Below are 19,111 nucleotides of genomic sequence, written 5' to 3' on the forward strand. Positions count from 1 at the left end.
TGGGTAATTCACCGGGCACGCCCAGAACCTGAGCTGCACCCAACGCAGGACCTGAGCGCAAATCCCCCGTCACCCCGACTAGTACGGCCTAAAGACTCGGAGAGGCGGGTGAGCCTGAAGACTCGGAGAGGCGGGTGAGCCTGAAGACTCGGAGAGGCGGGTGAGCCTGAAGACTCGGAGAGGCGGGTGAGCCTGAATACGCGGAGAGGCGGGGGAGCCCTCAGACCCAGACGCCCTTTCCGACAGTGACCACCCCGCCGTTGCTGACGGCGAAGCGGCTGCGATCGCGTGTCAGGTCCACGCCGATGATCTCGCCCTCGCCGACGACCACGTTCTTGTCCAGGATGGCGCGCCGCACCACCGCGCCGCGCCCGATCCGGACGCCCGGCATGAGCACGCAGCCTTCGACGGTGGCGCCGTCGTCGACCATGACATTGGCGCTGAGCACCGAATTGCGCACCGTGGCGGCGGAGAGGATGCTGCCCGCGCCGACGATGCACTCCTGTGCCAGCCCGCCCTGGGCGAACTTGGCCGGCGGTAGGTTCTCGGCCGCGCCGCGGATCGGCCAGTGCTTGTTGTAGAGGTTGAACACCGGGTGCACCGAGACCAGATCCATGTGCGCGTCGTAGAACGCGTCGATGGTTCCGACATCACGCCAGTAGCCGCGGTCGCGGTCGGTGGCGCCGGGCACGTCGTTGTCGGCGAAGTCGTAGACGCCCGCCTGCCCGGCGGACACCAGCGACGGGATGATGTCGCCGCCCATGTCGTGGTCGGAATCGGCGTTGTCCGCGTCCGCCTTGATCGAATCCACCAGCACCTTGGTGGTGAAGACGTAGTTGCCCATGGACGCGAAGGTGACGTTCGGGTCGTCCGGGGTGCCCGGCGGATGCGCGGGCTTTTCCAGGAACTGAATGATCCGGCCGGAATCGTCGCTGTCGATGCAGCCGAACGCGCTCGCCTGGCTGCGCGGCACCCGGATGCCCGCCACGGTCACGCCCGCACCGGAATCGATGTGGTGGCGCACCATCTGCTCCGGGTCCATGCGGTAGACGTGGTCGGCGCCGAACACCACGATGTAATCCGGGTCCTCGTCGTAGATCAGGTTCAGCGACTGCATGATCGCGTCCGCGCTCCCGGTGTACCAGCGGGGCCCGAGCCGCTGCTGCGCGGGCACCGGAGTGATGTACTCGCCCGCGAAACCGGACAGTCGCCACGTCTGCGAGATGTGCCGGTCCAGCGAGTGCGACTTGTACTGGGTGAGCACACACAGCCGCAGGAAGCCGGCGTTGACCAGATTGCTGAGCACGAAGTCGATGAGGCGGTAGGCGCCACCGAAGGGGACGGCGGGCTTGGCGCGGTCGGCCGTGAGTGGAAAGAGTCGCTTGCCCTCACCACCGGCGAGCACGATTCCCAGGACGTGCGGCTGGCTCCTCACATCTGCCAAACTACCGGGTGCGGCGTGCGTGAGTGGCCCACGTGGAGCTGAACGTTTAGTTTGGACCAGTGAGTTTCGGCACGGATGACGGTCGCCCGTCGGTGGATTCCGGCGAGCGGGACCGCCTTCGCGTCGCGATGCTGACCCGCGAATATCCACCCGAGGTGTACGGCGGGGCCGGGGTGCACGTCACGCAGCTGACGGCGCATCTGCATCACCTGTGCCAGGTGACCGTGCACTGCATGGGCGCCACGCGCACGGATGCCGTGGTGCACCAACCGGATCCGTCGCTCTATGCCGCCAACGCCGCGCTGCAGATGATGTCCACGCAGCTGCGGATGGCCGACGCCGTGGGCGAGGTGGACGTGGTGCACTCGCACACCTGGTACACCGGCCTGGCCGGGCACTTGGCGGCGACCCTCTACGGCGTGCCGCACGTGCTGACCGCGCATTCGCTGGAGCCGCGCAGGCCATGGAAGGCCGAGCAACTCGGCGGCGGCTACCGGATCTCCTCGTGGTCGGAGCGCAACGCGGTCGAGCACGCCGACGCGATCATCGCGGTCAGCGAGGGAATGCGCCGCGACGTGCTGGACGCCTACCCGTCCATCGACCCGGACCGGGTGCATGTGGTGCACAACGGCATCGACGGAGGCATCTGGCATCCCGGCCCGGCGGCCGCGGACTCGCCCTCGGTGCTCGCGGATCTGGGCGTGCGCACCGACCGGCCGATCGTGGCGTTCGTCGGCCGCATCACCCGGCAGAAAGGCGTGGGTCACCTGCTGGCCGCCGCCCGCGACTTCGATCCCGATATCCAGCTCGTGCTGTGTGCGGGCGCGCCGGACACGCCGGAACTCGCCGCGGAGACCACCGCGGCGGTGCAGGAGTTGCAGAAGCGGCGCGGCACGGTGTTCTGGGTTCGCGAGATGCTGCCGACCGAGCAGATCCGGCAGATCCTGGCCGCCGCGTCGGTGTTCGTGTGCCCGTCGGTGTACGAACCGCTCGGCATCGTGAACCTGGAGGCGATGGCCTGCGCCACGGCGGTGGTCGCCTCCGACGTGGGCGGTATCCCCGAGGTGGTTGCGGACGGCCGCAACGGACGACTGGTGCACTATGACGCGGGGGCCGCCGAGGACTATGAGCGCGCACTGTCCGCCGCCGTGAACGAAGTCGCCGGTGACCCCGTCCTGGCCGCCGAGTTCGGCGCCGTGGGCCGCGCGCGGGCGGTGTCGGAGTTCGATTGGTCGCGGATCGCTGCGCGGACGGTCGACGTCTACGACCAGATCCGCAAGGGCTGAGTGCCTGCCGAGGCGCGCGGTCAGGCCCCAGGGCGGTAGGTGCCGACGACAACCGAGGCGGTCACCTCGATACTTTCGGGCAACCGCGCCAGACGCGCGTCGTCGGCGGCCGCATGATGCGCGGAAGGGCCCATGTCCACCACGTTCGCGACATCGGCTCTGGCGAGTTTCATCGGATACTCGACCAGCGTCTGCTCGACCGGCTCGAAATGCCCGGTCATCGCGGCGTCGAGCCTGCGGTCCTTGTCCGGGTCGACGCGCACCATGTCCAGCGGCCCGACCAATTCGCCGAGGTGACGTTCGGTGGGTGTGGCGACGACGAAGCAGCCGTCCTCGGCGAGCACCCGGGCGACCTCGCCAGGATTGCGCGGCGCGAACACGGAGAGCACGCTGTCCAGCGCGCCGTCCCGAACCGGCAGCCCGCGCCACGCGTCGGCCAGCACAGACGCGGCGCGCGGATGGGCCCGAGCGCACCGCCGGACGGCCGATTTGGCCACGTCCAGCGCGATGCCGACGGTCGGGGGAGCGGCGTCGAGCACCTGAGCTAGGTAGTAGCCCGTGCCCGCGCCGACCTCCAGCACCGGGCCGGCCGTCCGTCGCGCCGTAACGGCATGCGTCACCGCCTCGGCGATCGGGGCGAAGTGTCCCCCGGTTTGAAAGGCGGCGCGGGCATCGAGCATGGCCGCGGTGTCACCGATCATCTTGGTCGACGCGCCGGTCAGCAGGCTGACATAGCCCTGTCTGGCGACGTCGAAGCTGTGCCCGCGCCGACAGCGCAGCGCCCGATCCTGCGGTTCGAGCGCGAGCGCCGCGGCATCCTGGTGCGCCCGCATGCATTCGGGGCAGGCCAGGAGACCGGCGGCATCGGCGAGAGCCGAGTGCTCAGCTTGGGCCACTCAGCTGGTGACGCTCTTCAGCTCGTCACCGAGTGCTGCTGCCTCGTCCGGCGTGAGTTCGACGACCAGACGCCCGCCACCCTCGAGTGGAACCCGCATAACGATTCCACGCCCTTCTTTGGTTGCCTCGAGGGGACCATCCCCGGTGCGGGGCTTCATGGCCGCCATCCTCTGCTCCCTCCAGATCTGCGCGGTCTGCTGCGCACTTTCTTGGAACTCCAGTTGTCACCAACCAGTGAGCTCGCCGGCGTTTGGCGAGCTACACCCGTCCCATTCTTCCCTATCGCGGATGTGGACGGATAGCTGAGTTCAAAAAGTGACCGGTCGGCCCGTGTCGGGCTCAGCGCTGCCCACCCAGCAATCGGCCAGGTGATCGTCGACCATTCCGGTCGCCTGCATCAGCGCGTACGCCGTGGTCGGGCCGACGAAACGGAACCCACGCCGTTTCAATTCTTTTGCCAGAGCTACGGATTCGGGTGTGGTCGCGGGCACGTCGGCGCCGGTGCGCGGGCGCGGGCGCGGCGGCGGGGCGAACGACCAGAGCAACTCGTCCAAGCCGATGTCGAGGTGCAGGGCGACCCGAGCGTTGGCGATGGCCGCGTCGATCTTGAGCCGGTTGCGCACGATGCCCGCGTCGGCCATCAGCCGGGCCACGTCGGCGTCGCCGAACTCCGCGACACGCTCGATCGAGAACCCGGCAAACGCCGCGCGGAAGGCCGGACGTTTGCGCAGGATGGTCAGCCAGGACAGGCCGGACTGAAACGCCTCCAGGCACAGCCGCTCGAAAAGCGCGTCGTCCCCGTGCAGCGGCTTGCCCCACTCGTAGTCGTGGTAGTCCCGGTACAGCTGGGACTCCAGCGGCCACGCACAGCGGATCAGGCCGTCCTCGGCGGGCACGGTCATTTCGACTCCGGCGCGATCGGCGTCTGCCACCTCGCGGCCTGCACCTCGGCCAGCTGATGCTGCAGCTCGTCGATCCGGGCGGCCAGCCTGGTCAGCGCCCAGTCCACCTCGCCGGCCTTGTACCCCCGCAGCGCCTGCTGGAAGCGCAGCGCGCGCACGTCGGCCCCGGTGATCCCCTCGACGGGCAGCACAGTGGCCGTCGTCCCCTCCGGCAACGGGCCCAGCTCCTCGGACCGCCCGAACACCGCACTGGCGAGCAGGAACAGCACCGCGGCGACCAAGCCGACGATCAGCACGTACAGCAGCATGGTGAGCATAATGTGATCTTATTTGCAGTGCCTGCGGCGCTGCGAACGGGGAATGCTCGGTCTCGCTGCGCTCGAAAGCGGGCGTTGGGCCGAGTGTTACGCGGCGCGAAAACCGCAGCACCATTATGTTCACCGACTCCTCCGGTAGCTGTTTGCCAGGTGACTGCCGCTGGCGGCTTGATCGCGGACGTGACCGTCACCGAGGCGCGAGCCGGGCCGCGAACGGCGAATGCCCGGTCTCGCTTGCCTCGAAATCGGCGGTGGGGGTCCGGTGCGGTTGCGTGAGGTGGACAACGCGGCACCGGCTCGCGGACGAGTGGGCGAAGCGCATGCGCCGTAGGCGCGAGTCTCGCCCGCTCGGACGCGAGCCATAAGGGGGCCGCGAACACGCAGCGCAACAGGCGCTGCAATTAGACAGAGCCAGAGCGGGTGGTGTCGATGCCGAGTGACATGCCCGCCAGGCCGCGGCGGCGGACCGCGAGTTTGTCGGCGACCTCGAGCAGTACCTTGGCGGCGGGGTTCTCCGGGTCGCGTAGCACGATGGGGGTGCCCTCGTCGCCTGCTTCGCGCAGCGCCTGCTCGATCGGGATCTGGCCGAGCAGCGGGACGGTGGCGCCCACCGCGCGGGTCAGGCGGTCGGCGACGTCCTGACCTCCGCCGGAGCCGTACAGGTCCATCCGGGTGCCGTCCGGCAAGTCCAGCCAGGACATGTTCTCCACCACGCCGGCAATGCGCTGGCGGGTCTGCAGCGCGATGGCGCCCGCCCGCTCGGCCACCTCGGCGGCGGCGGGCTGCGGGGTAGTGACGACCAGGATCTCCGCGCCCGGGATCAGCTGCGCGATGGAGATGGCGACGTCCCCGGTGCCCGGCGGGAGGTCGAGCAGCAGGATGTCCAGATCGCCCCAGAACACGTCGGCGAGGAACTGCTGCAAGGCCCGGTGCAGCATCGGGCCGCGCCACACCACGGGAGTATTGCCCTTGGTGAACTGCGCGATGGAGATCATCTTCACATCGTGCGCGACAGGCGGCATGATCATCCGCTCGACCTGCGTCGGCCTGGCATCGGTGCCGAGCATGCGCGGGATGGAGTGGCCGTAGATGTCCGCGTCCAGCACGCCGACCGACAAGCCGCGTGCGGCCATGGCGGCGGCGAGGTTCACCGTGACGCTGGATTTCCCGACCCCGCCCTTGCCGGAGGCGACCGCATAGACGCGGGTCAGCGAGCCGGGCTGGGCGAACGGGATGACCGGATCGGCCGAGTCGCCGCGCAGCTGCTTGCGCAGCGCGGTGCGCTGCTCGTCGCTCATCACGTCGAGATCGACGGTCACCGCGCCCACGCCGGGCACGTCGGCGATGGCCTTGGTGACCCGCTGGGTGATCTCGGTGCGTAGCGGGCAACCCGCCGTCGTCAGGTAGATCTCCACGTGGATATCGCTGTCGGCGCCGATCACGACGCTTTTCACCATGCCCAGCTCGGTGATCGGCTTGCGGATCTCCGGGTCGTCGACCTTCGCGAGGGCACCCCGCACATCCGATTCCGTGACTACTGGCATGGCAGGAATTTTAGGCGTGTCAAATTTTCGGCACGTCTCCGGCCCAGGGTGCGGCCCCGGTGTTGTAGGAGGTCGCCCAGGACATGACGTTGGCGACGTAGGCCATGGAGTGGTTGTAACGCAGGATCGCCTTGGACCGCTGAGCCGGATCGCGCATGTTCAGACCGCCGTCACACAGGTATCGCCCTGCGGTCAGCGCCGCGTCGAAGAGGTTCTGCGGATCGGCGATGCCGTCGGAGTTGCCGTCGGCCGCGTAGCGCTTCCAGGTTTGCGGCAGGAACTGCATCGGGCCGATGGCACGGTCGTAGCCGGCCAGGCCGTCCAGGGCGCCGTCGTCGGAGTCGTTGATGACCTGGTTCCCTGTCAGCGAGCCGTCGAGCACCGGGCCGTAAACCGGGCTGAGCGGGTTGCCGTCGAGATCGGCTTTGCCGCCGAAGGCGTGCGTCGACTCGACCCGCCCGATGCCCGCCAGCAGCGACCACGGCATCCCGCACACCGGATTCTCCGCGGCCAGAACGCGTTCCGCGTTCTGGTAAGCCGCGACGGCCACACCGGGAACGCCCATCGGCCCTGCGGGCAACGCGGCGCGTTGCCGACCGCTCGGCAGTGCAACGGCTTTCACCACCGGCGTCGCGGTGGGCGCGGCCTTCGCCATTGCGTGAGCGGTGAATTCGGTGGCGGCGAGCGGCTCCGCGGTCTGCGGCCTGGCCCCGTACGCGACTTGATCGTCTTCGGGTGTCTGGACCGCGACTGCGAGGGGAGCCATGTCGCCGACATCGGAGGCGGACGTGACGGTCACGAGCCCAGCGGGAACCAGTCCGGTCAATGCGATAACGGAACTCCGCCTGACGGTGGCAGGTGGCTGTTTTCGGTGACGCCCCACGGTGTGGTGACCCTCCCATGGCTCGCTGTGAGCCCTTCGTTATAGATGAGAGGAAGGTTACCGTATCCGAGATCTTTTTGTTACTGCTTCGTGATCTGATAGCAGGTTTGAATCACTGTTGAGGCGCGGGCGGTCCGGGGAGGGGGATGACGATGCCGAAGGGCAGGGTGATGGCTGGTTGAGGTGCGGGTGGTGCGGGTTCGGCGGCTGCTTCCGGTTCGGGGGTGACAGGTTCGGTGTTGCTGCGGGGCGCGGCCTCATGTCCGGGTGTGCCCGGCGCGGCGTGGGTGGCTGCGCCCGGCGCGGGGTCGTGTCCGGGTGCCCAGAGAGCGGGTGCGGCGCGGCGGGTACCCGGTGGGGTGCAAGCAGCGGCCTGCGGGTCAACAGGAGCGGGTTGCCCGGCGGTCCCGGCTGCGCCCGCATCGCCGGGACGGCGGGCAGCCTCGGGATCGGCCGGGCCGGGTAGCTGCCCGGGTGCGGGGCCGTAGGGCTCCGCCGGAGCCAGCGGTTGCGGCTGAATCCCGGGCCGCCCCACCCGCGGCATCGGCGCGGGAACCGGCTGTACCACACACGGATCCAGCGGCACCGGCACCGGTGGCGGGGCCGGGCAGAAGATCCCACACGGAATCGGCGGCAGACCAGGAATCTTGATCATCACCGGCGGCGGAGGCGGCACGGGACGCGGCTGCCGCGGCGGCTGCTCCACCCTCGGGTAAACGGTCGCGGTCATCTCCGACGACGGCGGCACCGTCCCCGACACCCCCGGCGGAACCACCCCCGGCGCCAACGGCACCGGCCGCGGCCCACCCCCACTCCGGTACGCCGCCGACCAACTCAGCACATTCCCCGCATACGCCATCGAATTGTTGTACCGCAACACCGCCCGCAACTCCTGCCCCGAATCCCGCAGATCCAACCCCCCCGAACACAAATACTTCCCCGCCGCCAACGCCGCATCGAACACATTATGCGGATCAGCCACCCCATCCCCGTTCCCATCAGCCGCATACACCCCCCACGTCCCCGGCAAGAACTGCATCGGACCCACCGCCCGCACAAACCCCCCATCCCCCGACCGGATCACCTCATTACCCGGCAGACTCCCATCCAACGCCGGACCGAAAATCGGCGCCACCGCCGTCCCCGCCGCATCCGTCCGCCCACCCCGCGCATGCCCCGACTCCACCCGCCCGATCCCCGCCAACAAACTCCACGACAACCCACACCCCGGCACCGAAGACCCCAACGCCAACTCCGCATTCCGATACGCCGCCAACACCACCTCCGGAATCCCCAACACACCCCCCACCCCCGGCAACGAAAACTCCCGCCCCCCAACCCCACCCAACCCCACCCGACCCGACCCCGGCGACACCGCCCGCAACCGCCGCGGACCCTCCGCCACCACCGGCAACAACCCCACCACCCCCGACCCACCCGCCACCACACCCGCACCCGCCGACGTCAACACACCCGGCGCCCGCACCCCCGGCACCGACTGCACCCCCGAACTACTCACCACCACACCAGCAACAACCAAAGCCGAGACCGTTATCGGAGCAGAAACACGCATACGGCCACACCCAATCCTCGACGTCACGGGAGCGGTTGTCCGGGGCATCCCCTGCCCGGGTCGCTCTGGACAACGTTGTCCAGGTTACCCACCGGTCAGGTCGTTGTCGGGTATTTCCGGTCAATCATCGGTTACCGGCGGTGAAGCCGGTGTCGGAACAGACTTTCGGCCGGGGCTTTTCTGGCGGCCGGTCTTTCCGGTTCCTTCCGCGTGAATCTCGCTTTCCGAGGATTCCGCGGAATCGATCCGGTTCAGAATTCCTTTCATTTCTTCCAATTCGCGGCGCAGGTAATCACGCGTGACCACCTCACCGACCGCCAAGCGCAACGCCGCGAGCTCCCGGGCCAGAAACTCGGTGTCCGCCTTGGTCTGAGCGGCCCGCATCCGGTCCTCCTCCAGGGCGACGCGGTCCCGGTTGTCCTGGCGGTTCTGCGCGAGCAGGATCAGCGGCGCGGCGTACGCGGCCTGGGTAGAGAAGGCCAGATTCAACAGAATGAACGGATACGGGTCCCACCGCAGCCTGACCGCGAAGACGTTCAAGAGAATCCAGACCACCACCAGGATCGTCTGGACCGCCAGATACCGTCCCGTGCCCAGGAACCGCGCCACCCGCTCGCTGCTGCGGGCCATCGCTTCGGCGTCCCACTCCAACCTGAACCGGCTTTCCACCGGGGTCTCCAGGCGTTGGCGGGCCCTGCTGTAGCCGAGCCGCGTGCCGGTGTCGCTCTCGGTCATGCCCGGCCCCTCTCGTCGTTGGCTTCCTGATCACGCCAGTCCTCGGGCAGAAGGTGGTCGAGCACGTCGTCGACGCTGACCGCGCCGAGCAGATGGTTCTCCTCGTCCACCACCGGCCCGCAGACCAGGTTGTAGGTCGCGAAGTAGCGGGTCACCGCGGCCAGCGGGAGTTCGGGGCGCAGCGGCGACAGGTCGGTGTCGAGAATGCCGCCGACCAGATGGGCGGGTGGCTCGCGCAGCAACTGCTGGATGTGCACCGAACCGAGATAGCGCCCGGTCGGCGTCGCGGTGGGCGGACGGACCACGAACACCATGGAGGCCAGCGCCGGGGTGAGGTCGGGGTTGCGCACCCGCGCCAGCGCCTCGGCCACCGTCGTGGACGGCGTCAGGATGACCGGCTTCGGTGTCATCAAACCGCCCGCGCTGTAGGGGGAGTGTTCGAGCAGCCTGCGGACCGGCTCGGACTCCTGCGGATCCATCAGGGCGAGCAGCGATTCGGCCTCGCTTTCGGGCAGTTCGCCCAGCAGGTCGGCGGCGTCGTCGGGGTCCATCGCCTCCAGCACGTCCGCGGCTCTGCGCACCTCCAAGTGGCTGAGCAGCTCGACCTGCTCGTCGTCGGGCAGCTCCTGCACCACGTCGGCGAGGCGTTCGTCGTCCAGCGCGACGGCGACTTCGACGCGCCGCTTCTCCGGCAGCTCACGCAACATCTGGGCGACGTCGGCCGCGCGCATCCCCTCGAACTGTTCCAGCAGCTGGGTGACGTCCTGTCCGGGCTTGCCGATCTCATAGGGGGTCAGGCCGGAGACCCTGGTCCAGTCGACCACGTGCACGGTGCGCCTGCGTCCGAGCCTGCGGTGCCCGCGCACCGCGAGTCGGGTGACCAGCCAGTCCCTGCTGCGGGTCTGTTCGATGCCGAGATCGACCACGTGCACGTCCACGCCCACCAGATCCGGCAGGTCCGGGTCCTGCACCCGCACTACCGAATCCGCGATCTGCGCCAAGGCGAGCAGCTCGCCGGGCCGCTGGGTGAATCGCCGCAGGCTGACCGTCCCGGTGTTCAGCGTGACCATGCCGGGCTCGATCGCGGTGACCCGCAGGATCGGTACGAAAATGCGCCGCCGGGTCGGCAATTCGACGACGAGTCCGTGCACGCGCGGTTGCTGGCGGTCGTAGCGGATGGCCACGACCACGTCGCGGATCCGGCCGATAGACTCGCCGTCCGGTCCCAGCACCACCAGGCCGGCCAGCCTGGCGACGTACACCCTGGTTGCTGCCATGCTGCCAGGCTAGAGGTTCGCGGGCGGGTGCCCGACCCGCGCCACGATCGACGGGAGTGATCATGAAGCCGCGACGTTCGGTGCTCGCCTGCCCGGGCAGCAACACGAAGATGATCGAGAAAGCCAAGACGCTGCCCGTCGACGAGGTGTTCCTCGATCTGGAGGACGCGGTCGCGCCGGTGGCCAAGGCCGAGGCGCGCGCGAATATCGTGGCGGCGCTGAACGACTCCGGCTGGGGCTCGCAGCTGCGCGTGGTCCGGGTGAACGACTGGACCACCGAATGGACTTATACCGATGTCATTTCCGTGGTCGAGGGCGCGGGCGCGGCGCTGGACGCGATTCTGCTGCCCAAGGTGACCGACGCCGGTCAGGTGCGCGCTCTCGACCTGCTGCTGACCCAGCTGGAGAAGACCTGCGGCCTCGATGTCGGCCGGATCGGCATCGAGCCGCAGCTCGAGAACGCGCTGGGCCTGCGCAATATCGATGCGATCGCCACCGCGAGCCCCCGGGTACAGACCCTGGTCTTCGGTCCGGCCGACTTCATGGCCAGCATCAACATGCGCACCCTCGTGGTCGGCGAACAGCCGGAGGGCTATGACACCGGCGACGCCTACCACCACATTCTGATGACCATCCTGCTCGCCGCCCGCGCGCACGGACTTCAGGCGATCGACGGCCCCTACCTGCAGATCCGTGATGTCGAGGGCTTCCGGCGGGCGGCCGCGCGCACCGCGGCACTCGGGTTCGACGGCAAATGGGTGCTGCACCCCGGTCAGATCGAGGCGGCGAACGAGATCTTCAGCCCGCGCCAGTCGGACTACGACCGCGCCGAAGAGATCCTGGATGCGTACGCCTTCCACACGTCTGCCACCGGCGGCGCCCGCGGCGCGGTCATGCTCGGCGACGAGATGATCGATGAGGCGAGCGCCAAGATGGCCCAGGTGATCGCGGAGCAGGGCCGGGCCGCCGGAATGACGCGCACCACGCGTTTCACCCCACCGCTGTCCACGTCGCGATAGCAGAATAGAGACATGACGAATCCCTTGGGGAACTCGAACCGCGCGCGGCAGGGCCTTCCGACGCCCCCGTCGGGCTGGCCGGTCGGCTCCTACCCGACCTATGCCGAGGCGCAGAAGGCGGTCGACTATCTGGCCGACAACCAGTTCCCGGTGCAGGACGTGACCATCGTCGGCGTCGACCTGATGCAGGTCGAGCGGGTGCTCTATCGGCTGACCTGGGGCAAGGTGATCGGCGGCGGCGTGGTGTCGGGCGCCTGGCTCGGCCTGTTCCTCGGTCTGCTGCTGAGCCTGTTCACCACCAGCGGCGCGTTCGGCCCGCTGCTGGTCGGCCTGATCGGCGGCATCATCTTCGGCGTCATCTCGACCTCGATCCCGTACGCGGCGACCAAGGGGCAACGCGATTTCGCGTCCACCATGCAGCTGGTGGCGGGCCGTTACGACGTGTTGTGCGACCCGAAGTCGGCCGAGCAGGCGCGTGACATGCTCGCGCGGCTGGCCATCTGACGCATGGAAGTACTGAGGACGGTCCGCACCGCGGTGCTGGGCCATTTCGACGTGGAGGCCGCGAGCGTCGACGCGGCGTCGGTGACGTTCCTCGGCTTGGAGCCGATCGAGATCCTGCGCATCGTCGACGGTGATCTGGTGCACTATGCGACGCTGGGCGGGGCCCGGCATCCGATGGGCGATCCCGCCGCGCTGCACGCGGATCCGGTGCGGGGCCCGCGCGCGGAGCTGGTGCTGACGCTGCGGTCCGGCGTCGGCGCGAGTTCGGGGGTGGCCAAGTCGCTCGGTGTGCTCGCCGCCGCGCCCGCCGTGGAAGGCATTGTGCTGCAAGCGGATGCGCTGATGGACCTGGGTGAGCCGATGTGGCGCGATGCGCCGTTCACCGCGGTTCTGCTCGGTGACAGCGAGATTCCCGACGTCGTGCTGCCCGAGCCGGCCGAGCCGGTGCGGTACTTCGCGGTGACGCCGGTGACCGCGACCGAGGCGGCGTGGGTGCGGGTCCGCGGCGCGCAGGCGCTGCGGGAGGCATGGCAGGAGGCGGGGATCGATGTGCGCGATCCGGGACGGGGCGCAGCCAGTCTGTGAGCCGCGGCGAGGCTACAACCACTTGTTGCGGCGGAAGGTGATCAGCAAACCCGTGCAGATGGTGAGGATGACCAGCCACACTGCTGGATAACCCCAGACCTGGTGCAACTCCGGCATGTGGTCGAAGTTCATGCCGTAGATACCCGCGATCATCGTCGGCACGGCCGCGATCGCGACCCACGCCGAGATCTTGCGCATGTCGGTGTTCTGTTGCACCGTGACCTTCGCCAGCGCCGCGCTGATCAGCGCGCTGAGCGCCTCGTCGAAGTCGTTGATCCGCTCGGTGACGCCGGCGTGGCGCTCGGTGACGTTGCGCAGATAGCGCCGAACCTCCTTGGGCATCGGCAGGTCCGGATTGTGGCCGAGCAGCTCCAGCGGCGCGGCGAGCGGGTTCACCGCGCGCCGCAGTTCCACCACCTCGCGTTTGAGCTGGTAGATGGATTCCACGGTGACCTTGCTGCGCGGGGTGAAGGTCTGTTCTTCCATCTCATCGATGTCGTTCTCGACCGACTGGGCCACCTTGATGTAGGAGTCGACCACCCGGTCGGTGATCGCGTGCAGCACAGCGCCCGGCCCGAGCGACAGCTGTGCGGGGTCTTCCTCCAACGCCTTACGTACCTCGGCGAGCCCGGAATGCTCGCCGTGCCGCACCGCGACCACGAAGTCGAAGCCGGTGAACACGACGATCTCGCCGGTCTCCACGATCTCGCTGACGGCGCCGAGTTCGTGCTCGACGTAACTGACCGTGCGCAGCACCAGCAACAGCATGTCGTCATAGCGCTCCAGCTTGGGCCGCTGGTGCTTCTGCAGCGCGTTGTCCACGGCCAGCTGGTGCAGCCCGAAGGTGGCCGCGATATCGGCCATCTGCGCGGAATCCGGATCGTGCAGGCCGACCCAGACGAATCCGGTTGCCTCGTCGCGCACTCGCGCGAGTGCCTGCTTGTGGGTGAACCGGCCGGGCAGACGCTTGCCCTCCACGTAGACCGCGCAGTCGACGATCGCCCGTTCGGTCGGCACCGGGATGAACCGCTGTTGCGGTGTCCGGCTGGAGCCGCGAAACGACGAGAGCGGGGAAAACGACGGCACAACGACGATGCTACGTTGCGCGTGGGCGCGGAAGGGCGCCTGCGGGTGAGGGCAGAAGTCCGGGCACTGTAAGACTGAGGGCGTGCGTATCGACCTGCATACCCATTCGACCGCGTCCGACGGTACCGACACTCCGGCCGAACTGGTGCGCAACGCCGCCGCCGCGGGACTCGATGTCGTCGCGATCACCGATCACGACACCACGGCCGGCTGGGCGGAGGCCGTCGACGCGCTACCGAAGGGGCTCACGCTGGTCCGCGGCATGGAGATGTCCTGCGTCGGTTTGGGTGCGGACGGCTGGCCGGTTCCTGTGCATTTGCTGGCGTATCTGTTCGACCCTGCCGATCGCTCCTTCGCCGAGGAGCGCGAGCGCCTGCGCGCCGAACGGGTGGAGCGTCTGCGCGCCATGGCCGAGCGAATGGCCGCCGACGGATTGCCCATCGACCCGGACGCCGTGCTCGCCTCGGCGGGGCCGTCGGCCGGGCGACCGCATCTGGCGCGAGCGCTGGTCGAAGCGGGTGTGGTGCCGAGCGTGGACGCGGCTTTCACCGAGTTGCTCGCTCCGCACGGACGCTATTACGCCGAAAAGGCCGACACCCCGCTGCACCGCGCGGTCGAGATGATCGCGACCGCGGGCGGGGTCAGCGTCCTCGCCCACACCAGGGCGCGCAAGCGGGGCAGGCTGCTCGCGATCGACGACATCCGCGAGCTGGCCGGGCTCGGACTCGGCGGTCTGGAGATCGCGCACCCCGACCACTCCGCGGCCGACCGCGCCCTGCTGACCGCCCTCGTCGCCGAGCTCGGCCTGCTCTCCACCGGCTCGTCGGACTACCACGGCGCGAACAAGGCCATCCGGCTCGGCGAATTCACCACCGACCCAGTGCAATTCGAGAAGCTGGCGAGCAAGGCAACCGGCGTGCCGGTGATCGCCCCGTGAGATTGGTGCGTGGGCTCAGCGGCCTCGTCGCCGCGGGCACATTCGCAGGCATGCTCGTCGTGGTCGGCGCCGCGGTGATCGCGGACCGGCGTGGCTTTCCCGGGCCGGGAGGCGAGTCGGTCGCCTGGCATCTGGCGGCCGCCGCCGTGGCCCTCGCGGCGCAGATCTACGCGGACCGGCATCGGGGTGTGGCCGCCTTGACCGGATCGGCGATGGTTTTCCTGGCTGCTGGATTATTGCTATGGACGCAATGGTGGAGCTGACGCAACTGCTTTGGTTGCGGGTCGGTGAATTGTGCCCGCTCATTTCTCGAACGCACGGTTCGGCTGCGCTCGCGGCCATCGCCAATGGCCGCCGGGTATTCGCCGCGCTCGACGACGTGCCGGTGGCAGTGCGCGCAGGGCTGACTCGCGAGAGTATGGCCGACCGGGCGAGGCGGGTGCCGCTGCATGCGGTCCTGGCGGGCACAGTGCGCGGCACCGGAGGACTGCGCGTCACCGGACCGGACTGCGCTACTACCGTCGCGGGCCTGTTCGCCGCGGGCGACGTCGCCAGCCGCGAGTCGATCAGTGGCGCGGTGAGCGGATTCAGCGGGCTGGGTGGCGCGTGGGATGATCGGCGGGTGCGGCTGATGTCTGGCGGGGTGCGCCGCGTGTGGGTGCGTCCGGATGCGCCGAGCGCGACAACAGAAAAACAGGCGCGCGATATCGTCGCCTAGGGGCGGCGCGGTGTTTCGTCCGCCGTCAGCGCCGGGATCGAGGGAGGATCGAGGCAGCCGCACAGGGGACACAGTCGAACGAACTCCCTCCGCGGTTCGCGCCGGGTCGAAGAAAGGCGGCGGCAGCCGCATACTGGGAGTCGTCGGATGGAGTCCGTCGGTAGCGCACGCCGAGCGATCGCTGAGGCCGCCGCCCAGGTCTCACAGATGCAAGGTATCGACCGGTGCGACAACTCACCGCATCGCGGCCGTGAGGTGCGAGTTTCCGCTTACCTCAGGGTAATTCCCGCGTCTTACCGTGAAATGATGACGCGCGACACCGCCGAGGGGGAACCGGTTTGGCAACTCGCCTACCGGACTGGCAGAATGTGTCGGATTCCTTACCTATGCCACCGCCGGGTAGGGGAGTTACGGAGACCTCCGCCTCGCGACGTACCGTCGCGGCCCGAGGGATCGCACCGCATGTTCTGTCCGGACCCACCCGTCCGGTTCTTGCTCCGCGGATCAGTGCCGCGCCATGCCATCGAGATATCGGCAAGCCGTGTTCGCTCGCTCGCAGCCGCCTCGAAACATCCCGGTCAGCGCACTCGATGAGCCTAGTGAAACGTCTTATATCGATTACCCGGTGGTAACCGTCCCCCGGTTTAGCCCGACCCGAGCAGGAGTGAAATCGTGTCACCTGTGACTGACGCACCGAATGCCACCGCAAGCCTTTCCGAAATCACCAACGACGAAATTTTCGCGGGACATCTCGGCGGCAAGCTCTCGGTCGAACTCAGTGCGCCCTTGGAGACCCAGCGCGATCTCTCCATCGCCTACACGCCTGGCGTCGCCCAGGTCAGCCGGGCGATCGCGGAGGACGTGACGCTGGCCAAGCGCTACACCTGGACCGATCGGCTCGTGGTCGTGGTCAGCGACGGCACCGCCGTGCTCGGCCTCGGTGACATCGGCCCGCGCGCCTCGCTGCCGGTGATGGAGGGCAAGGCCGCGCTGTTCAAGAAGTTCGCCGGGCTGGACTCGATCCCGATCGTGCTGGACACCAAGGACGTCGACGAGATCGTCGAGACGCTGATCCGCCTGCGCCCGAGCTTCGGCGCGGTGAACCTGGAGGACATCTCCGCCCCCCGCTGCTTCGAGATCGAGAAGCGAGTCATCGAGGCGCTTGACTGCCCGGTCATGCACGACGACCAGCACGGCACCGCCATCGTGGTGCTCGCCGCCCTCAACGGTGCGGCCAAGGTGCAGGGCCGCGGCATCGAGGGACTGAAGGTCGTGGTGTCCGGCGCGGGCGCCGCCGGGGTGGCGTGCACGAACATCTTGCTCGCCGCGGGTGTCCGGGATGTCACCGTGCTCGACTCCAAGGGCATCGTGAGCCGCGACCGCGGCGACCTCAACGAGGTGAAGGCCGAGCTGGCCACCCGCACCAACCCGCGCGGCCGCACCGGCGGCGCGGCCGAGGCGCTGGCGGGTGCCGACGTGTTCCTCGGCCTGTCCGCCGGGTTGATCGCCGAGGAGCTCATCGCGTCGATGGCGCCGGAATCGATCGTGTTCGCCATGTCCAACCCGGACCCGGAGATCCACCCCGAGGTGGCGCGCAAGTACGCCGCGATCGTGGCCACCGGCCGCAGCGACTTCCCGAACCAGATCAATAACGTGCTGGCCTTTCCCGGCGTCTTCAAGGGCGCCCTGGACGCCGGCGCGCGCCGGATCACCGAGGGCATGAAGATCGCCGCGGCCGACGCCATCCTCAGCGTCGTCCTCGACGAGCTGGGTCCGGAGAAGATCGTCCCCAGCCCGCTGGATCCCCGGGTCGCCCCCGCGGTCGCGGAGGCAGTCGCGGCCGCGGCTCGCGCCGAGGGCGTCGCGTAACACGAATCTCCGCACAGAGACCGAGGGCGCCCCGCTCGAGCGGGGCGCCCTTGTCGTCGGAACGCTATGGGTGGCATCGACTGAGCTCAGTCCGCGCTCCGCAAATCGGTCGCGGGTGCGATGGCCAGTCGCGGCGATCGGCGCAATCTGCCGCTCCCCGGCGCGCTGGCCCACACCGTGAACGCGAGCAGACCGTCCAGCAGCATCGCGAGCACCGCCACCAGGAGCGCACCCACCAGCACGCGGTCGTAGCGATAGAGGCTGATGCCGTCGAAGATGTAGCGGCCGAGTCCACCGAGGTTGACGTAGGCGGCAATGGTCGCGGTGGCCACCACCTGCAGCGTGGCGCCGCGCAGGCCGGTGAGCAGGATGGGCAGCGCATTGGGCACTTCCACCCGGAACAGGATCTGCCGCTCGGTCATGCCCATGGCCCGCGAGGCGTCCACGACATCGTCAGGGACATTGGCGATTCCGGCGTACGCACCCGCAAGCAGTGGCGGTACGCCGACCGTGACCAGCGCCAGCAGCGGGGGGATCAGGCCGAGCCCGAGCAGCAGCACCACGAACGTCAGCAGACCGAGCGTCGGCAGCGCACGCATCGCGTTGGCGAAGCCGACCAGCACCGCTGCCCCGCGCCTGGTGTGGCCGATGACCAGTCCGAGCGGCACCGCGATGGCCGCTGAGACGGCGATGGTCAGGACGCTGTACCACAGGTGCTGGACGATGCGGGTTTCGATGCCCGACGGTCCGCCCCAATTGGCGCCATCGGTGAAGTAGTGCCAGGCGTCGATGAAAAGATTCATGCGGCACCGCCTTTCGCTTTCGCGGCCCTGGCATCCGCGCGCACCCACGGTGTCGACCAGCGGCCGAGGGCGTACACCACGCGGTCGGCGACCAACGCGAGAGCCAGCGTCACGATGACGCCCGCGACGATCTCGTCCGGATAGTCGCGCTGATAGCCCTGGGTGAACAGCTTGCCGAGCCCGCCGACCCCGATCAGTGCGCCAACCGACACCATCGCGATATTGGTCACCACCACCACACGCAGGCTGGACACGAAGACCGGGACCGCGAGCGGCATATCCACCGTGAGCGTGCGGCGCAGCGGGCCGTAGCCGACCGCGTCGGCCGCGTCGAGCACGGAGGCGGGCACCGAATCCAGCGCAGCGGGCACCGCGATCACCAGCAACGCCGTGGAATACACGGTGAGGGCGATGATCACGTTCAGCGGATCGATGGCCGAAATCCCCACCAGTGGCGGAATGATCACCAGCAGCGCCAGCGACGGAATGGTGTAGGCCAGGCTCGCGGCGGTCACCGTGACCCGCCGCAGCCACGACACCCGCCGCACCAGCGCGCCGACCGGAACCGCGATCACCAATGCCAGCAGCAGCGGCACCAGCGCGAGGTAGAGATGGGTCGCGGTGAACCCCATGATCTCCGAGAAGTTCGCGACGAGATATTTCATGTCGATTCGCCGCTCACGACTGCGCCTCGCTGGCGCTCGGCTCCGCCGTTCGCGAGAGCGCGCTGTG

The 19,111-nt window shown here is 68.7% G+C and carries 21 protein-coding genes; 8 read left to right on the forward strand and 13 right to left on the reverse strand.

The genetic code is table 11. The features are described 5' to 3' along the window. Positions 1-220 precede the first annotated feature (220 nt). Entirely contained in the window at positions 221-1,435 is a 1,215-nt protein-coding gene (gene glgC / locus OHA40_RS21515; protein ID WP_330228688.1) for a glucose-1-phosphate adenylyltransferase, read from the reverse strand. A 137-nt stretch (positions 1,436-1,572) separates the two neighbouring features. Here glgC and glgA point away from each other — a divergent pair, with 137 nt between their 5' ends. Beyond that, a complete protein-coding gene (glgA, locus tag OHA40_RS21520; protein WP_330234313.1) occupies positions 1,573-2,730 on the forward strand; it encodes a glycogen synthase in 1,158 nt (385 codons plus the stop codon). Positions 2,731-2,750: 20 nt separating this feature from the next. Here glgA and OHA40_RS21525 read toward each other — a convergent pair whose 3' ends face one another. From OHA40_RS21525 to OHA40_RS21565, 9 genes are all read right to left on the reverse strand, one after another. Beyond that, on the reverse strand, positions 2,751-3,563 hold the full coding sequence (locus OHA40_RS21525) for a putative RNA methyltransferase (protein WP_330234314.1): 813 nt from the start codon (positions 3,561-3,563) through the stop codon (positions 2,751-2,753). A 63-nt stretch (positions 3,564-3,626) separates the two neighbouring features. Further along, positions 3,627-3,794, reverse strand: a complete 168-nt coding sequence (locus tag OHA40_RS21530; RefSeq protein ID WP_011211259.1) for a DUF3117 domain-containing protein — start codon at positions 3,792-3,794, stop codon at positions 3,627-3,629. Positions 3,795-3,935: 141 nt separating this feature from the next. Further along, on the reverse strand, positions 3,936-4,529 hold the full coding sequence (locus tag OHA40_RS21535; RefSeq protein WP_330234315.1) for a DNA-3-methyladenine glycosylase I: 594 nt from the start codon (positions 4,527-4,529) through the stop codon (positions 3,936-3,938). Further along, complete coding sequence (locus OHA40_RS21540) at positions 4,526-4,846, reverse strand: DivIVA domain-containing protein (protein WP_330228689.1); 321 nt, start codon at positions 4,844-4,846, stop codon at positions 4,526-4,528. Before OHA40_RS21540 ends, OHA40_RS21535 begins: the two co-directional genes overlap by 4 nt. Before the next feature lie 401 nt (positions 4,847-5,247). Beyond that, positions 5,248-6,390, reverse strand: a complete 1,143-nt coding sequence (locus OHA40_RS21545) for an Mrp/NBP35 family ATP-binding protein (protein WP_330228690.1) — start codon at positions 6,388-6,390, stop codon at positions 5,248-5,250. A 19-nt stretch (positions 6,391-6,409) separates the two neighbouring features. Beyond that, positions 6,410-7,273, reverse strand: coding sequence for a lytic transglycosylase domain-containing protein (locus OHA40_RS21550; RefSeq protein WP_330228691.1), 864 nt, complete (start codon positions 7,271-7,273; stop codon positions 6,410-6,412). Positions 7,274-7,385: 112 nt separating this feature from the next. Next, positions 7,386-8,894, reverse strand: a complete 1,509-nt coding sequence (locus tag OHA40_RS21555; protein WP_330228692.1) for a lytic transglycosylase domain-containing protein — start codon at positions 8,892-8,894, stop codon at positions 7,386-7,388. A gap of 72 nt (positions 8,895-8,966) precedes the next feature. After that, the gene (locus OHA40_RS21560) at positions 8,967-9,581 is read right to left on the reverse strand and encodes a DUF1003 domain-containing protein (protein WP_330228693.1); all 615 of its coding nucleotides are present in this window, start codon (positions 9,579-9,581) and stop codon (positions 8,967-8,969) included. Continuing rightward, a complete protein-coding gene (locus tag OHA40_RS21565) occupies positions 9,578-10,858 on the reverse strand; it encodes a magnesium transporter MgtE N-terminal domain-containing protein (protein ID WP_330228694.1) in 1,281 nt (426 codons plus the stop codon). The genes OHA40_RS21560 and OHA40_RS21565 overlap by 4 nt, the downstream gene beginning before the upstream one ends. Positions 10,859-10,920: 62 nt before the next feature. Here OHA40_RS21565 and OHA40_RS21570 point away from each other — a divergent pair, with 62 nt between their 5' ends. From OHA40_RS21570 to OHA40_RS21580, 3 genes are read left to right on the forward strand one after another with little or no spacing between them, the layout of a single operon-like run. After that, a complete protein-coding gene (locus OHA40_RS21570; protein ID WP_330228695.1) occupies positions 10,921-11,877 on the forward strand; it encodes an HpcH/HpaI aldolase/citrate lyase family protein in 957 nt (318 codons plus the stop codon). 12 nt (positions 11,878-11,889) lie between these two features. Then, entirely contained in the window at positions 11,890-12,381 is a 492-nt protein-coding gene (locus OHA40_RS21575) for a general stress protein (RefSeq protein WP_330228696.1), read from the forward strand. Between the two features lie 3 nt (positions 12,382-12,384). After that, positions 12,385-12,966, forward strand: coding sequence for a suppressor of fused domain protein (locus OHA40_RS21580; protein ID WP_330228697.1), 582 nt, complete (start codon positions 12,385-12,387; stop codon positions 12,964-12,966). Positions 12,967-12,978: 12 nt separating this feature from the next. Here the strand turns inward: OHA40_RS21580 and OHA40_RS21585 are convergent, their stop codons facing one another. After that, positions 12,979-14,052 carry a magnesium and cobalt transport protein CorA gene (locus tag OHA40_RS21585; protein WP_330228698.1) on the reverse strand — a complete coding sequence of 358 codons (1,074 nt, stop codon included), beginning with the start codon at positions 14,050-14,052 and terminating at the stop codon, positions 12,979-12,981. Positions 14,053-14,134: 82 nt separating this feature from the next. Here OHA40_RS21585 and OHA40_RS21590 point away from each other — a divergent pair, with 82 nt between their 5' ends. The 4 genes from OHA40_RS21590 (at position 14,135) to OHA40_RS21605 (ending at position 17,576) form a co-directional block, all read left to right on the forward strand. After that, on the forward strand, positions 14,135-14,989 hold the full coding sequence (locus tag OHA40_RS21590) for a PHP domain-containing protein (RefSeq protein WP_330228699.1): 855 nt from the start codon (positions 14,135-14,137) through the stop codon (positions 14,987-14,989). After that, positions 14,986-15,252 carry a hypothetical protein gene (locus OHA40_RS21595; protein WP_330228700.1) on the forward strand — a complete coding sequence of 89 codons (267 nt, stop codon included), beginning with the start codon at positions 14,986-14,988 and terminating at the stop codon, positions 15,250-15,252. The genes OHA40_RS21590 and OHA40_RS21595 overlap by 4 nt, the downstream gene beginning before the upstream one ends. Next, on the forward strand, positions 15,231-15,707 hold the full coding sequence (locus tag OHA40_RS21600) for a hypothetical protein (RefSeq protein WP_330228701.1): 477 nt from the start codon (positions 15,231-15,233) through the stop codon (positions 15,705-15,707). The genes OHA40_RS21595 and OHA40_RS21600 overlap by 22 nt, the downstream gene beginning before the upstream one ends. Positions 15,708-16,379: 672 nt before the next feature. After that, the gene (locus OHA40_RS21605; RefSeq protein WP_442943784.1) at positions 16,380-17,576 is read left to right on the forward strand and encodes an NAD(P)-dependent malic enzyme; all 1,197 of its coding nucleotides are present in this window, start codon (positions 16,380-16,382) and stop codon (positions 17,574-17,576) included. Between the two features lie 86 nt (positions 17,577-17,662). Here the strand turns inward: OHA40_RS21605 and OHA40_RS21610 are convergent, their stop codons facing one another. Together OHA40_RS21610 and OHA40_RS21615 are read right to left on the reverse strand one after the other, a co-directional pair. After that, positions 17,663-18,379 carry an ABC transporter permease gene (locus OHA40_RS21610; RefSeq protein ID WP_330228703.1) on the reverse strand — a complete coding sequence of 239 codons (717 nt, stop codon included), beginning with the start codon at positions 18,377-18,379 and terminating at the stop codon, positions 17,663-17,665. Beyond that, positions 18,376-19,044, reverse strand: coding sequence for an ABC transporter permease (locus OHA40_RS21615; protein WP_330228704.1), 669 nt, complete (start codon positions 19,042-19,044; stop codon positions 18,376-18,378). Before OHA40_RS21615 ends, OHA40_RS21610 begins: the two co-directional genes overlap by 4 nt. Positions 19,045-19,111: the final 67 nt, after the last annotated feature.

It is taken from the genome of Nocardia sp. NBC_00508, from assembly GCF_036346875.1.
GTDB lineage: Bacteria > Actinomycetota > Actinomycetes > Mycobacteriales > Mycobacteriaceae > Nocardia.

What these genes read in the sequence shown, in the direction of transcription:
- OHA40_RS21575 (WP_330228696.1), top strand. Translation starts at nt 11,890, where the DNA reads ATGACGAATCCCTTGGGGAACTCGAACCGCGCGCGGCAGGGCCTTCCG.
- glgA (WP_330234313.1), top strand. Translation starts at nt 1,573, where the DNA reads ATGCTGACCCGCGAATATCCACCCGAGGTGTACGGCGGGGCCGGGGTG.
- OHA40_RS21570 (WP_330228695.1), top strand. Translation starts at nt 10,921, where the DNA reads ATGAAGCCGCGACGTTCGGTGCTCGCCTGCCCGGGCAGCAACACGAAG.
- OHA40_RS21600 (WP_330228701.1), top strand. Translation starts at nt 15,231, where the DNA reads ATGGACGCAATGGTGGAGCTGACGCAACTGCTTTGGTTGCGGGTCGGT.
- OHA40_RS21545 (WP_330228690.1), bottom strand. Translation starts at nt 6,390, where the DNA reads ATGCCAGTAGTCACGGAATCGGATGTGCGGGGTGCCCTCGCGAAGGTC.
- OHA40_RS21580 (WP_330228697.1), top strand. Translation starts at nt 12,385, where the DNA reads ATGGAAGTACTGAGGACGGTCCGCACCGCGGTGCTGGGCCATTTCGAC.
- OHA40_RS21615 (WP_330228704.1), bottom strand. Translation starts at nt 19,044, where the DNA reads ATGAAATATCTCGTCGCGAACTTCTCGGAGATCATGGGGTTCACCGCG.
- OHA40_RS21525 (WP_330234314.1), bottom strand. Translation starts at nt 3,563, where the DNA reads ATGCGGGCGCACCAGGATGCCGCGGCGCTCGCGCTCGAACCGCAGGAT.
- OHA40_RS21610 (WP_330228703.1), bottom strand. Translation starts at nt 18,379, where the DNA reads ATGAATCTTTTCATCGACGCCTGGCACTACTTCACCGATGGCGCCAAT.
- OHA40_RS21540 (WP_330228689.1), bottom strand. Translation starts at nt 4,846, where the DNA reads ATGCTCACCATGCTGCTGTACGTGCTGATCGTCGGCTTGGTCGCCGCG.
- OHA40_RS21530 (WP_011211259.1), bottom strand. Translation starts at nt 3,794, where the DNA reads ATGGCGGCCATGAAGCCCCGCACCGGGGATGGTCCCCTCGAGGCAACC.
- OHA40_RS21560 (WP_330228693.1), bottom strand. Translation starts at nt 9,581, where the DNA reads ATGACCGAGAGCGACACCGGCACGCGGCTCGGCTACAGCAGGGCCCGC.
- OHA40_RS21565 (WP_330228694.1), bottom strand. Translation starts at nt 10,858, where the DNA reads ATGGCAGCAACCAGGGTGTACGTCGCCAGGCTGGCCGGCCTGGTGGTG.
- OHA40_RS21555 (WP_330228692.1), bottom strand. Translation starts at nt 8,894, where the DNA reads ATGCCCCGGACAACCGCTCCCGTGACGTCGAGGATTGGGTGTGGCCGT.
- OHA40_RS21535 (WP_330234315.1), bottom strand. Translation starts at nt 4,529, where the DNA reads ATGACCGTGCCCGCCGAGGACGGCCTGATCCGCTGTGCGTGGCCGCTG.